This is a genomic window from Paraburkholderia susongensis (assembly GCF_900177725.1).
Lineage (GTDB): Bacteria > Pseudomonadota > Gammaproteobacteria > Burkholderiales > Burkholderiaceae > Paraburkholderia > Paraburkholderia susongensis.
Map to the genome: position 1 here is coordinate 1,109,013 of NZ_FXAT01000001.1, position 13,271 is coordinate 1,122,283.

The following is a 13,271-nucleotide window of genomic DNA, read 5'->3' on the forward strand; positions in this document are numbered from 1 at the left end:
GCGCTCACTTACACTCGAAAGCACCGAAAAGCCATATCCGGAAGGCCGGAAGGCGTGAGAAAGAGGCGCCGTTCGAGCCATGCTGCGCCCACCGCAACTCATCACGCCCTCCTGCACAACGGCCAACTTCCACGAGCCACCCATGTCTGCCGCCGACACCTTGTTCCGCCCCGACCTGCTCGCCCGCTACAGCGCAAACGGTCCACGGTATACGTCCTATCCGACCGCCCCGCAGTTCCGCGACACGTTCGATCCCGCCGACTACATACGCGCCGCCGCCGACCCGGGCGCCGCCTCGAGCGATCTCTCGCTCTACTTTCACATTCCGTTTTGCGACACCGTGTGCTTCTACTGCGGCTGCAACAAGATCGCGACGAAAAACCGCGCGCATGCGCGTCCGTATCTCGAACGTCTCAAACGCGAAATCGCCTTGCAGGCAGCGTGTTTCGACACGCGACGACCCGTGTCGCAACTGCATTGGGGCGGCGGCACGCCGACCTTTCTGTCGCACGACGAAATGGCCGAGCTGATGGCCACGACGCGCGAGCACTTCGCGCTGCTGTCCACGCAGTTTCCCTCGCAGTTGCCCACGCAGTTTCCCGGCACACAGGCCGAATACTCGATCGAGGTCGACCCGCGCGAGGCGTCGTCCGACACGATCGCGCATCTGCGCCGACTCGGCTTCAACCGGCTGAGCCTCGGCGTGCAGGACTTCGATCCGCGCGTGCAGCAGGCGATCAATCGCATTCAGCCGTTCGAGATGACCGCCGCAGTGATGCAGGCCGCGCGCGCCGCGGATTTTCATTCGATCAGCGTCGATCTGATTTACGGCCTGCCGCATCAGACGGTCGCGAGCTTCAGCCGCACGCTCGACACGATGCTCGAACTCGCGCCGGACCGGCTCTCGGTGTTCGCCTATGCGCACCTGCCGCAGTTGTTCAAGATGCAGCGCCGGATGGATCCCGCGACACTGCCGTCACCCGCCGAGCGGCTCGCGCTGCTGCGAACGGTGGTCGGGCGTCTGACGGAGGCAGGCTACGTCTACATCGGCATGGATCACTTCGCGCTGCCCACCGACGAACTCGCGCGCGCTCAGGCGCGGCGCACGCTGCATCGCAATTTCCAGGGCTACAGCACGCGGGCCGAATGCGATCTGATCGGCTTCGGCGCATCGTCGATCGGCAAAGTCGGCGACGTCTACGCGCAAAACGCGAAGGACCTGCCGGCGTACGCCGAGGCGATCGACGCGGGCCGGCTCGCGATCGCGCGCGGCATTCGCCTCACCGCCGACGACCGTCTGCGGTGCGACGTCATCACGCAGATCATGTGCAACCTGGAATTGCGCCTCGATGAATTCGAAGCGGCATACGGCATCCGTTTCGCCGACACGTTCGCGCCGGAACTCGCGCGCCTGCGCGAGTTCGAGGAAGACGGGCTGATATCGATCGGCGCGCGCAAGCTCGAAGTGCGGATGGCCGGACGCATGCTCGTGCGCAACATCGCGATGGTGTTTGACCGCTATCTCGGCGAGCAGACACTCGAACGGTTCTCGCGCACGGTCTGAGGTCTGAGGCCCGAGCGCAGATGGCCCTGGAGCCGCGCAGTCGATGCAAGCCGATCGACGAAAGCAATCGGCTTGCCCGTCGAGCGATTTTCGGCCATAATCTGCGTCTTCTTCGCGCGCGGGATTTCAGTGCGCGCGCTACAGAATCTGCCCAGGTGGTGAAATTGGTAGACGCAGGGGACTCAAAATCCCCCGCCGCAAGGCGTGCCGGTTCGATTCCGGCCCTGGGCACCAGAAGATGTTCCGGCGAGAGCCGATGTATTCCGAAAACCCCGTAAGATCAACGTCTTACGGGGTTTTTTATTCCCCATCGATCCGTGTTGACTCGTCGACAGCCGGTGGTATGTGGTGGCATTTTTGGTGCTATCTGGCTCGTTTCCCGGTTTATCCAGCGGGAGACACCACCATGTCGCTGACCGATGTCCAGGTTAGGAGCGCGCGCTACAACCCTGAGGGAACCGGCAACCGCGTTGCGGATGGCGGTCGCATGTATCTGCAGCTCGGCAAGTCCGGCGCGAAATACTGGCGGATGTCGAGCCCGCCCAGCACGCGAAGACGCTCGCCCGCATGGAAAGCGACGTATTCCCGTGGCTTGGCAAGCGTCCGATTACCGGCATCGACGCGCCAGACATTCTTGGGGTTCGTGGACGCGAGGCGCAAGGCCTGTGATTGCGGCGGCCTCTATCCATGCGCGCCACTGCGACGTGAAATCGAACCCGGCATTGATCGTGAAGGCCGCGTCGAGCGCTTCGTTCAGTGTCGCCCGGCGTTGTAATGCGGCGAAGGCCGCATACGCGGCGGCGCATTGGCCGAGTATGGCAGGCCGCCAGCCTGGACGCACAATGAGCGCCCAGGTTGGTGAATCAATCTCTGCCGGAAAGGCTGCGTTCGTCTGATGGGCGGTCCAGATGTCGGCAATCGCATAGGGTGAGCAGATCAACGCGCATGCGGGATGCACCGCGAATTTCGCATCGAGCAGATCCTCTGGGCGCATGGCGAGCCACGCCTCGCGCGCGAGCACCTCTGTGTTCGCGGCGAAGTATGCGATATGCAGGGACCATTCAAGACGCGCGAGGTCCGCGAAATAGCGCGAATGCGGGTCGGTTTCGTATGTTTCGATAAACGCAGGCAGCGCCGCACCGAAACAATTGAGGTCACCACTTTGCGACGGATGGGCTTGCGCGTAAGCAATGGCCAGCTCGTCGAAATAGCCTTCGCCGACCTGCGCCAGCAAGACGGGATAGGCAGCGGCGAGCGCGGCGCGCCAATGGGCGCGAATACCGGACCGGTAAAATTCAATGCGCTGGTTCAACAAGTCTGTATGCCGAGCCGCATCACGGCACGGTGGGGCTTGCAGAAGCGGCAGAATCAATCGCTGTTCCGCATCCAGTGACTGCGCAAATATGCGCTGCAGTGCCTCAATTTGTTTAGGCATTGTCGCCACCCTCGTTTGGCGCCAGGATACTCGCCGAGCATTCAGACAGAACAGCTTGCTGAATATGACAAGCGCTGCGTGCTTCCTCAAGCAGGACCTCCAGCGGCGGCAAAGCGGTATCCCATTCGATCAGCGCGGGTACGGCGCCGAAGCGTCTCAGCGCATATCGATAGAGCGCCCAGACTTCGCTGGCCACGCGCGAGCCGTGATCGTCGATAACCGCGACGTCGGTGACTCGGTGGCCCGCGAGATGAATCTCGCCGACCGTGCCAATTGGCAACGAGTCGATCGCCTCAATGGCGTTCTCTGCATGATTGCACTGGTTGACATACAGGTTGTTCACGTCGAGCAGCACGCCGCAACCAGTGCGTGAAACGAGTTCAGCCAGAAACTGTGTCTCACCGTACTGATCGTCGCGAAAGCGAACGTAGGTGGAGACATTTTCGAGCAGGACCGGCCGCCCCAGCACGTTCTGTAACTCGTCGACGCGCGAGCACAGAAGAGTGAGTGCCGCGCGGGTCAGGGGCATCGGCAAGAGTTCGTTCAGGTGACCGGCTGGCGTCGCGCCCCAGCAAAGGTGTTCGGAAACGACCGCAGGTTCGATGCGCTGAACGAGGCATTTGAGCTTTGCGACATGTGCACTGTCGAGCGGGCTCGCCGAGCCGAGACCAAGGCCGACTCCATGCAGGCTGACCGGCAGGTCGCGACGCACGGTGTCGAGTACATGCAGGTCGAAGCCGCCATCGCCAAAATAGTTTTCACTGTGCACTTCGACCCAGCCGACGGCGGGCGTAGCACTGAGGAAGTCGCGGTAGTGGGCGTGCCGCAAGCCAATGCCGATGCCCAGGGGCTCTGCGGCGGGGAGGTCGGGCGGACTCATTCGGGTGACGAACTGGCTGCGACGGACTGATCGTTCAGGAATGCTTCTCGTCGACCGCGCCACCCATTTTTTTGCAGGTTTGTTTCGACACGTTCTTGAAGTCGCCTTTATCGTTGTCGACTTTGGCTTCCCCGGCGCAGCCATGCACGCCGGTTTTGCTCGCGCAGTCATTCTGACCAGCCTTGGCAATACCAAAGCACTGCACCTTCTGTTCTGCATGCACGGAACCGATGCCGCTGGCAGCAAGACCCGCCAGGGCGGCGGCCACCAAAGCGGGCCGACTGAGCTTCGAGTTCATGTTGGATCTCCCAGGTTAGAGGTCCCTGTCGCCAGGATTCGACGGTCATGCTGCGTCCCTTCAACTTGCAGAACTGTCGAGTCGCGGTCAGTTCTTCCAAGTGCAACCTGTAAGCAAATATCAAGGTCTGGAATTTTCAACTGCCCGACGTATAAACACTACTCTTGCGTGACTAAAACGGGGGCGCGACGTCATGTATGGCATTCCGATTTTCGCACACCGTAACGAGGACCCGGCGCAGTCGTGATCCCGACCTCTAGGGGTGCGGCCTTCGACGCGGCCGAACTGTTATGCGAATGCAGCATCGAGCGCTTGTCACGGGACTTTTCAACATTCTGGGGAGCGCCTGGGCGGTGCCGCCGGAAGCGAGTGCGAGGGCGCGTACCGCCCCCCCGTACGTTGCCGCTGAACCTGCCGGTGCAAATCAGGCACGCGGGCGAGCTGTCCGCTCCCGGGCCCTCTCCCGCACGAACTCCAGGAATGCGGTCGTGAGACGCGACGGCGGCTGCCTGTCGGATGTGACGACACCATATTCAAACGGGATTGCCGGCGCGAAGTCATGAACGGAAACGCGTTCCGTCAGATAGTCGGTGGACACCGGATCAATGATCGACACACCAGCGCCACGCGCGACGAATGTCGCGATGGCGGCCGACAATTGACACTCCGCGCTCATCACACGTTCTATTTGCCGCTCGGCGAAGATCTCGTCGACGATACGGCGCGTATCGTACTCGCGCGGCATGGAAATGAATTTCTCACCGGCCAGGTCCTCGGGGGTAATGACCCGCTTGCGCGCGAGCCGGTGTCCCTTGGGCAGGATGCATTTCATATCGGCACTGAACAGCGTCTCGAGTCGCACGCCAGGCTGCCATGTCGTGTAGGTCACGAATCCGATGTCGCATTGCTCGCTCGCCACGAGTTCACCAACCAGTTTCGTGCCGTGAATAAGTAACGACACGGTCACCCCTTCGTGCGCCCGCGTGAAGTCGGTGATCCACTCCGGCAGCAGATTCAACGCCAATGCGGGTGCCGCCGCGATGTTCAGCGAGCCTCTCGTGAGCGAGCGGATCTGCTGCGCCGCATGAGCGATGCGCTCCACGCCGACAAATGAGCGCTCCACCTCCTGATAGAGCAGCAACGCGTCCGAAGTCGGGAAAAGTCGCCCCTTCTCGCGTGTAAACAAGCTGAAGCCAATTTCCGTCTCCAGATCGAGGATCAGGCGCGTCACCGCGGGCTGCGTGATGTGCAGCATTTCGGCTGCCCGCGTAATCGACTGCCGCAGGATCACCGCCCGGAACGCTTCAAGCTGCCGGCTCTTCATCCCCTACCCCATAACATTTAGACATTCATCGACATTTATTCCTGATTTGACCATGCTGATTTGGCGCACAAAACTGTGTATTAAGCGGGCCGATGCCCGATAACCAGCAGCATAACATTTCGATATCGATGGAGACTCCGATGCGCAAACACATCGTCCCGATCCTGCTCGCCGGCGCGTTTGCCGCCGCGCAGGCCCACGCTGAAACGACGACGCTCTACGTCGGCGCCTTCGGCGGATCCTTCGAACAGCTCCTGCGACAGAAGATCATTCCGCCGTTCGAGAAGGCCAACAACGTCAAGGTCGTGGTCGTTCCCGGTGATTCCACGACCACGATGGCGCGCCTTCAGGCGCAAAAAGGCAAGGAAAGCCTCGACGTCGTGTTTCTCGACGACGGTCCGATGTATCAGGCCATCCAGCTCGGCTTCTGCGACACCCTCACTGATGCGCCGGTCTACAAGAACCTGTTCGACGTAGCCCGCTTCAGGAGCAACAAGGCGGTGACGATCGGGCTGAACGCGACCGGTCTCGTCTACAACGAGCGCCTCTTTGCCGCGAAGGGATGGGCGCCGCCGACCTCGTGGCACGACCTGGCCGACCCGCGCTACAAGGGCAAGGTCGCGTTTCCCACCATCAGCAATGGGTATGGCCTGCAATCACTGATCGTGCTCGCCCGGCTCAATGGCGGCAGCGAGAAAAACATCCAGCCTGGTTTCGACATGATGAAAACGTCGATCGCGCCGAACGTGCTGTCGTTCGATCCATCGCCGGGAAAAATCTCCGAGCTGTTCCAGACGGACAGCATCGCGCTTGCCGCATGGGGTGACGGCCGCACCCAGGCATTGCGCAATCAGGGCGTGCCGGTCAAATTCGTCGCGCCAAAAGAAGGCGCGGTGGTGCTGGGTCTGAGCATGTGCCCGGTCAAGCACGACGCGCCGAACGATCTCGCCCAGAAATTCGTCCAGTTCTCGTTGTCGCCGGAAATCCAGGCGCTGTACGCGGAGGAAGAAGGCGTCGCGCCGGTGAACAAACTGACCCAATTGTCGCCGACGGTTGCGGCTCGCGTGGCGAGCCCGGACGCCGTCGCGAAGATGCTCAAGGTCGACTGGGACGTGGTCAACGACAAGCGCGCGACGTGGACTCAGCAATGGAATCGTGACGTAGAGCGGTGATTCTCTGCCAGGGCCTGTTCACGCTAATAACGGGCTTGCACTGGCCCTGGCACCTGAATGCGGCGGACGACGCCGCCAGGTGCGTCTCCGTTGTCGCCAGAGAAATTTCAAGGAAAGGTCTATCCAGGTCATGAGTTATTTACGGATCGAACGCCTGAACAAGCAGTACGGCGAGACTGTCGTCGTCGACAGCCTCAGCATCGATGTTGCGCGCGGGGAATTCGTCTCCCTGCTCGGCCCATCGGGCTGCGGCAAGACGACGACCCTGCAGATGATCGCCGGCTTCGTCGAGCCTACCTCGGGCGATATCAGCCTCGAAGGCCGATCGCTGACCGGCACACCGCCGGCTGCGCGCGGACTTGGCATCGTGTTCCAGAGTTATGCGTTATTTGCTCACATGACGGTTGCGGAGAACGTCGAGTTCGGGCTGCAGATGAGGCGCGTCGACCGGGCGGCGCGCAAGCGCCGCTGTCTCGCCGCGCTGGAGCTGGTTCAACTCGGCCGCCATGCATCGAAGTATCCGCGCGAACTGTCGGGGGGGCAGCGTCAACGCGTTGCGCTCGCGCGCGCACTGGTCATCGAGCCGCCGTTGCTGCTGCTGGACGAACCGCTGTCCAACCTCGACGCGAAACTGCGTCACGATATGCAGGCCGAGCTACGCGCGATCCAGCAGAAGGTCGGCACCACCACCATCATGGTCACGCACGATCAGGCCGAGGCCTTGGCAATCAGCGACCGCGTCGCGCTGCTCAATCAGGGCACGGTGGTCCGCTTCGATACTCCGACCGGCGTCTATGACGACCCGGGCAGCCTCTTCGCCGCGGATTTTATCGGTCGTGCCAATGTGCTGCATGGACACGTGAGTTTCGACGGCGCGGAGCGCGTGCTCAAGGTGGGCCACGCGAGTCTGCCGCTCGACGCGCCGCACGCGTGTGGTGAACACACGTTTTCGCTGCGTCCCGAGCGCATCGAACTGGTTGAGAGCGGCGCAGGGCACGTGGACGGGCAGGTCAAGGCGCGCGCGTTTCACGGCAACTGCTGGTCGGTCAACGTGAGCACCGAGATCGGCGAGTTGCAGGTACAGCTTGCGAACGGTGGCGGCCACGTAGCGAAGGTCGGTGACGCGGTCGGCCTCGACTGGTCTGGTGCCGCGCTGCGTCCGCTCACGCCGCACACCGCGGGAGCCCCGCAATGAGCGCCGCTCGCCCCCTGATGCGGCCACTGCCGCCGAACGCAACGCGCCGCAGGCGGCCGAACGGTCCACTGCTCGTCGCGCCCGTGACGCTGCTTTTCACGCTGCTGCTCATCATCCCGATGGCGCTCGTCGGCGTGCTGAGCCTGCAAGGCTTCGACGCGGCCTCTGGCGGCGTGCTCGATGTGTATTCATGGCACAACTACGCGCAGATCGTCACCGATCCGTACTATCACGAGATCTTCCTGCGCACGTTCGCACTCGCGATCAGCGTAACGCTTGGAACGATCGTGCTAGGTGTACCCGAGGCCTGGTTCATCTTCCGCATGTCGGCCCGCTGGCGTGCGTTCTTCCTGATTCTTACGCTTGGGCCTCTGTTCATCTCGGCCGTCGTACGCACACTCGGCTGGTCGATCCTGCTGGACGGCCAGGGCGTCGTCGCGCAAGTGCTCGTACGCCTGCATCTGGTCGACGCGCCGCCGCAGATGCTGTTCTCGTTTCCGGCCGTGGTGATCGTACTGGTGCATGCGCTCGTGCCGTTGATGGTGCTGTCCGTCTGGACCTCACTGCAAAGCCTCGATCCGCAGATGGCCAATGCGGCCATCTCGCTCGGCGCCGGCCCGCTAACGGTATGGCGCCGCATCGTCTTGCCGCAGACTGCGCCGGGCATTCTGTCCGGCAGCCTGATCGTCTTCGCACTGAGCGCGAGCGCGTTCGCGACACCGGCGCTCATCGGGGGCCGGCGCCTCAAGGTGGTCGCAACGGCGGCCTATGACGAATTCCTGCACAGCATGAACTGGCCAATGGGCGCAGCGATTGCGGTGTGCCTGCTCGTGCTGAATCTCGGCACCGTCGCGCTGTACAGCCGCTTTGTCGAGCGACGCTTGAAGCGGCGCCTGGGGGAGACGGCATCATGAATCGAAACGGTCCTGTGGCGCTTGGCTTCCATGCCGTGTTTACCGTGTTTCTGATCGCTCCGCTCGCGATCGTCTGTCTCGTTGCCTTTACGCCGGGAAATCTGCTGAGCGTACCGACCATTCATTTTTCGATGCGCTGGTTCGAAGCGCTCGTTAGGAATCCGGATTTCACTCAGGCGTTTTCGAACAGTCTATGGCTCGCGACGCTCTCCGCCACGCTCGCGGCGACACTGGGTGTGCCGGCCGCGCTGGGCCTGATGCGCTACCGCTTTGCTGGCCGCAACGCGATCAACTCGCTGCTGCTCTCCCCGCTGATGATTCCCCCTGTCGTGCTGGGCGTCGCGTTGCTGCAACTGTTCACGCGCGTCGGCGTGTCCGGCTCGTTCGTCTCGCTCGTGATGGCTCACGTGATGCTGGTGTTCCCGTATTGCCTGCGGCTCATCATGGCGTCGCTGGTCACGATGACACGCGATGCCGAGCACGCCGCCGTCTCGCTCGGGGCGAATGCATGGACCACCTTTCGGCGCATCACGTTGCCTGCGTTGGTGCCGGGTATTGCCGCGGGCTGGGTGCTCGGTTTTGCCAGCAGCTTCGATGAGCTGACCGCAACGATCTTCATTGCGGCACCCACCACGATCACGCTGCCAGTACGCATCTACATGAGCATGAGCGAAACCGTCGACCCGCAGGTCGCGGCGGTCGCCACCGTGATCATGGCGGTCACGCTCGGCTTGATGTTCGCACTCGACAGGCTCGTTGGAGTCGACCAGGTTTTGACGGGAAAACATTGATGAAACAGGAATACGATTTTGCGATCGTCGGCGGCGGTCTGGTTGGCATGGCGATCGCCTACGGACTCGCCAAGCGCGGCCAGAAGACGATCGTGCTCGACGGCGAAGACTCCAGCGTCCGCGCGGCGCGCGGAAACTTCGGCCTGATCTGGGTATCGGGCAAAGGCAGGAAGCATGTCGACTACGGTCGCTGGTCGCTCGAATCGGCACTGCTCTGGCCGGCGTTCGCCGCTGAACTCGAAGCAGCGTCGTCGCTCAGTCTCGGCTACTCGCGTCCCGGCGGCATCAGTATCGCGCTGACCGATGACGCGCTGGCGGGCAGTGTGGATACGCTGCGCCAGCTGCACGCCCGCGATGCACGCCTCACCTACGACATCCTCGACCGCCAGCAACTGGCTGAACGCATCCCGGAGGTCGGTCAGAACGTGGCCGGCGCGGTCTACTCGGAAAACGACGGTCATGTGAGCCCGCTCTACACGCTGCGTGCCCTGTTCCTCGCATTCGAGCGAGCGAACGGCGCATACGTGCCGGAGGCGCATGTGAAGTCGATTGAACGTGCGAACGGCGGCTATCGCATCGACACCGGCAAGCGCACCCTCGAAGCGGGGCGCGTGGTCCTGTGCGCGGGGCTCGGCAATCGCGAGCTCGCGCCAATGGTGGGACTGAGCGCGCCGGTCGTGCCGCTGCGCGGTCAGATCCTCGTGACGGAACGCGTGCGTCCGTTCCTCAAGTACCCGACGCTCTCCGTGAGACAGACCGCCGAGGGGTCCGTATTGCTCGGCGAATCCGCGGAAGACGTGGGCATGGATGACGGCGTGACACCCGAGATCGTCGCGCACATCTCCCGCAAGGCCGTGACGCAGTTCCCGCTGCTGAAAAACGTGCGCGTCGTGCGCGCATGGGGCGCGCTGCGCGTGATGACACCAGACAGCATGCCCGTCTACGAGGAGTCGCCGACGCATCCCGGCGCGTTTATCGCGACCTGCCACAGCGGCGTGACGCTCGCCGCCGCGCATTGCGAGTTGCTCGTGGGCTGGCTGCTCGGCGGCCAGCGCCCTTCTCTTCTGGACTACTTCTATGCAAAACGTTTCGCTGTTTAGTCAGATCGCTGGTGCCTCGTCCCGCACCGTGCGGATCGTCGTCGATGGTAGCCCGGTGGACGTGCCGGAGCACGCGAACGTGGCCGCGGCGCTGCTGTGTGCCGGGGTCAACGTGTTCCGTCACACGCCGGTGGGCGCGGCGCCGCGCGCGCCGTATTGCATGATGGGCGTGTGCTTCGATTGCCTCGTCGAAATCGATGGCTTGCCGAACCAGCAGGCCTGCATGGTACGCGTGCGCGACGGGATGAAGGTCAAAGCCATGGCCGGCGCGAGGGCACTCGTATGACGATCGTGACAGCGGACCTCGTCATCGTCGGCGCCGGACCGGCCGGCATGGCATGCGCGCTCGACGCCGAGCGCGCGGGCCTCGACGTGCTGGTGCTCGACGAAAACCCACTGCCGGGCGGGCAGATCTATCGCAACGTGGGGCGCTCGCCGCTGCCCGACGCGGCGCTGCTCGGCGATGACTACACCGATGGCGCGGACCTCGTCGCACGCTTTGCGCAGGCGCGCGTGCGCTACTGGCCCGACACGCTTGTGTGGCAGATCACGCGCGCATTGGAGATCAGCTTCACACGTCGCAACGGCACAGCGGCAAGCGGACAGATCCGTGCAAAAGCCGTGGTCATCGCCAACGGCGCCTACGAACGACCCTGCCCGGCCCCAGGCTGGACGCTGCCCGGGGTCATGGGCGTGGGCGCGGCCCAGACGCTTCTCAAGTCGTCGGCCGCGCTGCCCGATGGGCCTGTCGTGCTGGCGGGCAGCGGACCGTTGATGTATCTGTTCGCATGGCAGCTCATTCAGGCAGACAGGGCACCGGCAGCGATCCTCGATACGACGCCGTCGCGCAACTACTGGCGCGCGCTCGCGCAACTGCCGGGCGCACTGCGTACGCCAGCGTATCTGGCGAAGGGCAGGCGTCTGCTGAATGCGATCCGGCGTAGCGGCGTTCCGCACATTCGCCAGGTGACACGGTTCTCGGTGGAGGGTGACGGCCGCGCGGAGTCAGTGCAATACACGGCTAAGGGGCAAGAGTCGAGGATCACCGCGAGCGTCGTCCTATTGCATCAGGGCGTGGTGCCCAACGTCCAACTCACTCGCTCGATCGGCTGCGAGCATCGCTGGGACGAGGCTCAGCTCTGTTGGCATCCGCGCACCGACGCATGGGGCGAAACCACAGTGCCGAACCTGTTCGTCGCCGGTGACGGGGGCGGCATCCACGGCGCGATCGCAGCCCAGACAGCGGGTGCGCTGACCGCGCTGACCGTGTCGCATCGGCTCGGCGCGCTGAGCCGCGAGTCGCGTGACGAGCGAGCCGCACCCTTGCGGCGACAACTCGACCGGCACCGCGCCGTGCGCCCTTTCCTCGACACCCTTTATCGTCCGGCGGACGCGTTTCGCCGACCCGCCGACGACACCATCGTCTGCCGTTGCGAGGAAGTCAGTGCTGGCGAGATCAGGGCAATGGCGCGGCTTGGCTGCACCGGGCCCAATCAGAGCAAGTCGTTTTCCCGTTGCGGCATGGGCCCCTGCCAAGGGCGCCTATGCGGCCTGACAGTCGCCGAACTGCTGGCCGAAGCGCATGCGAAACCCGTGGCGGAAGTCGGTTACTACCGGATCCGGCCGCCTATCAAACCGGTGACCCTTGGCGATCTTGCCGAATCTCATGTCCCGGACCTCAACGCAGCACAACCGACGGAGTTCGCCCCCAAATGAATGCATCCCCTATCGTACGAACCGCTGGCAATGCACGCATGAGCAAGATGGTGCGCGCGGGCAACCTGCTCTTTCTGGCGGGACAAACCTCGTCCGGCACCCCCCATGCACGCACGATCGAGGAGCAGACCACCGAGGCGCTGGGGCGCATCGATGCCTTGCTCGAACAGGCGGGCAGCAGTAGGCGGCAACTGCTGTCGGTGACGATCTACCTGAAGGACATCGCGCTGTTCGACCGCATGAATGCCGTCTGGCAAAACTGGGGCGATCCGGAGCACCTGCCTGCACGTTGCACCGTGCAGGCGACGCTCGGATTGCCCGAACTGCTGGTGGAATTCAGCGTGACGGCCGCGGCTTGACGAATCACGTGCACCCGGATGAAGGGCGCCGGTCACGGTTATTTTGCCGCCGCGTTCATCAACGCCAGGCACGGTGACGAAAGATCCTCCGCGCTACGGGTCGGCGGAACCCGCAATAGCACGCCGACGTGCGTCTGACTGTGGCGTTCCAGCAGGCAACATGCAGGACGGAAATACGATGGGCCGCTCATCACAGCTGCCTGTAACCAGAGGTACGCCAAGGCCGTCAACGCCAACGCGTGAACAGCAACAGGCGGCTATAACTGCTTCGCGATCGCGCAGCGTATCTGTACAGAAACGCTGCGTAACTGGCAGTACGCGGGGACGATTTTTGTCACAGCGTACTCAACGCTCAGGTCTCGATCAGATGAAGGAACTGCCTGATGCGTGGACTGCTACCCTCACCAAAGAAGGTTTGCGGTGTCGTATCTTCAGCAACCACGCCGCCGTCCATGAAAACGACCCGATCCGCAACATCTCGCGCAAACCGCACTTCGTGCGTGACGATCAGCATCGTCATGCC

General features: G+C 63.2%; 14 protein-coding genes, 1 tRNA gene and 1 pseudogene. 11 read left to right on the forward strand and 5 right to left on the reverse strand.

All coding sequences use genetic code 11. From position 1 onward, the window contains the following. The first annotated feature begins 142 nt into the window (after nt 1-142). The 3 genes from hemN to B9Z01_RS36850 all read left to right on the forward strand — a co-directional run bounded on the left by hemN (nt 143) and on the right by B9Z01_RS36850 (nt 2,233). Nucleotides 143-1,564 carry an oxygen-independent coproporphyrinogen III oxidase gene (gene hemN, locus B9Z01_RS05080; protein WP_085481111.1) on the forward strand — a complete coding sequence of 474 codons (1,422 nt, stop codon included), beginning with the start codon at nt 143-145 and terminating at the stop codon, nt 1,562-1,564. A gap of 149 nt (nt 1,565-1,713) precedes the next feature. After that, a tRNA-Leu gene (locus B9Z01_RS05085) sits at nt 1,714-1,798 on the forward strand. 288 nt (nt 1,799-2,086) lie between these two features. Beyond that, the gene (locus B9Z01_RS36850) at nt 2,087-2,233 is read left to right on the forward strand and encodes a phage integrase central domain-containing protein (protein ID WP_420814646.1); all 147 of its coding nucleotides are present in this window, start codon (nt 2,087-2,089) and stop codon (nt 2,231-2,233) included. Here B9Z01_RS36850 and B9Z01_RS05095 read toward each other — a convergent pair. The 4 genes from B9Z01_RS05095 to B9Z01_RS05110 form a co-directional block, all read right to left on the reverse strand. After that, nucleotides 2,172-2,999 (reverse strand): HvfC/BufC family peptide modification chaperone, encoded by an 828-nt coding sequence (locus tag B9Z01_RS05095; RefSeq protein WP_085481112.1) that lies wholly within the window; start codon nt 2,997-2,999, stop codon nt 2,172-2,174. The genes B9Z01_RS36850 and B9Z01_RS05095 overlap by 62 nt on opposite strands. Next, a complete protein-coding gene (bufB, locus tag B9Z01_RS05100) occupies nt 2,992-3,879 on the reverse strand; it encodes an MNIO family bufferin maturase (protein ID WP_085481113.1) in 888 nt (295 codons plus the stop codon). The genes B9Z01_RS05095 and bufB overlap by 8 nt, the downstream gene beginning before the upstream one ends. 34 nt (nt 3,880-3,913) lie before the next feature. After that, the gene (locus B9Z01_RS05105) at nt 3,914-4,177 is read right to left on the reverse strand and encodes a BufA1 family periplasmic bufferin-type metallophore (protein WP_085481114.1); all 264 of its coding nucleotides are present in this window, start codon (nt 4,175-4,177) and stop codon (nt 3,914-3,916) included. A gap of 424 nt (nt 4,178-4,601) precedes the next feature. After that, on the reverse strand, nt 4,602-5,501 hold the full coding sequence (locus tag B9Z01_RS05110; protein WP_085481115.1) for a LysR substrate-binding domain-containing protein: 900 nt from the start codon (nt 5,499-5,501) through the stop codon (nt 4,602-4,604). A 140-nt stretch (nt 5,502-5,641) separates the two neighbouring features. On the opposite strand from B9Z01_RS05110, the gene B9Z01_RS05115 reads away from it, so the two are divergent. The 8 genes from B9Z01_RS05115 to B9Z01_RS05150 all read left to right on the forward strand — a co-directional run bounded on the left by B9Z01_RS05115 (nt 5,642) and on the right by B9Z01_RS05150 (nt 12,748). Next, nucleotides 5,642-6,673, forward strand: a complete 1,032-nt coding sequence (locus B9Z01_RS05115; RefSeq protein ID WP_085481116.1) for an ABC transporter substrate-binding protein — start codon at nt 5,642-5,644, stop codon at nt 6,671-6,673. Between the two features lie 130 nt (nt 6,674-6,803). Then, nucleotides 6,804-7,868, forward strand: coding sequence for an ABC transporter ATP-binding protein (locus tag B9Z01_RS05120; RefSeq protein WP_085481117.1), 1,065 nt, complete (start codon nt 6,804-6,806; stop codon nt 7,866-7,868). Beyond that, on the forward strand, nt 7,865-8,782 hold the full coding sequence (locus tag B9Z01_RS05125) for an ABC transporter permease (RefSeq protein ID WP_085481118.1): 918 nt from the start codon (nt 7,865-7,867) through the stop codon (nt 8,780-8,782). The genes B9Z01_RS05120 and B9Z01_RS05125 overlap by 4 nt, the downstream gene beginning before the upstream one ends. Continuing rightward, on the forward strand, nt 8,779-9,573 hold the full coding sequence (locus B9Z01_RS05130; protein ID WP_085481119.1) for an ABC transporter permease: 795 nt from the start codon (nt 8,779-8,781) through the stop codon (nt 9,571-9,573). The genes B9Z01_RS05125 and B9Z01_RS05130 overlap by 4 nt, the downstream gene beginning before the upstream one ends. Continuing rightward, the gene (locus B9Z01_RS05135; protein ID WP_143808815.1) at nt 9,570-10,673 is read left to right on the forward strand and encodes an NAD(P)/FAD-dependent oxidoreductase; all 1,104 of its coding nucleotides are present in this window, start codon (nt 9,570-9,572) and stop codon (nt 10,671-10,673) included. The genes B9Z01_RS05130 and B9Z01_RS05135 overlap by 4 nt, the downstream gene beginning before the upstream one ends. Further along, nucleotides 10,651-10,959: a (2Fe-2S)-binding protein gene (locus tag B9Z01_RS05140; protein ID WP_085481121.1), complete on the forward strand. Its 309-nt coding sequence runs from the start codon at nt 10,651-10,653 to the stop codon at nt 10,957-10,959. Before B9Z01_RS05135 ends, B9Z01_RS05140 begins: the two co-directional genes overlap by 23 nt. Continuing rightward, entirely contained in the window at nt 10,956-12,389 is a 1,434-nt protein-coding gene (locus B9Z01_RS05145) for an FAD/NAD(P)-dependent oxidoreductase (RefSeq protein ID WP_085481122.1), read from the forward strand. Before B9Z01_RS05140 ends, B9Z01_RS05145 begins: the two co-directional genes overlap by 4 nt. A 38-nt stretch (nt 12,390-12,427) precedes the next feature. Continuing rightward, the gene (locus B9Z01_RS05150; protein ID WP_244195919.1) at nt 12,428-12,748 is read left to right on the forward strand and encodes a RidA family protein; all 321 of its coding nucleotides are present in this window, start codon (nt 12,428-12,430) and stop codon (nt 12,746-12,748) included. Nucleotides 12,749-13,100: 352 nt separating this feature from the next. Here the strand turns inward: B9Z01_RS05150 and B9Z01_RS36070 are convergent. Further along, nucleotides 13,101-13,271 (reverse strand): annotated as a pseudogene (locus B9Z01_RS36070) (ectoine/hydroxyectoine ABC transporter ATP-binding protein EhuA); the annotation flags it as partial.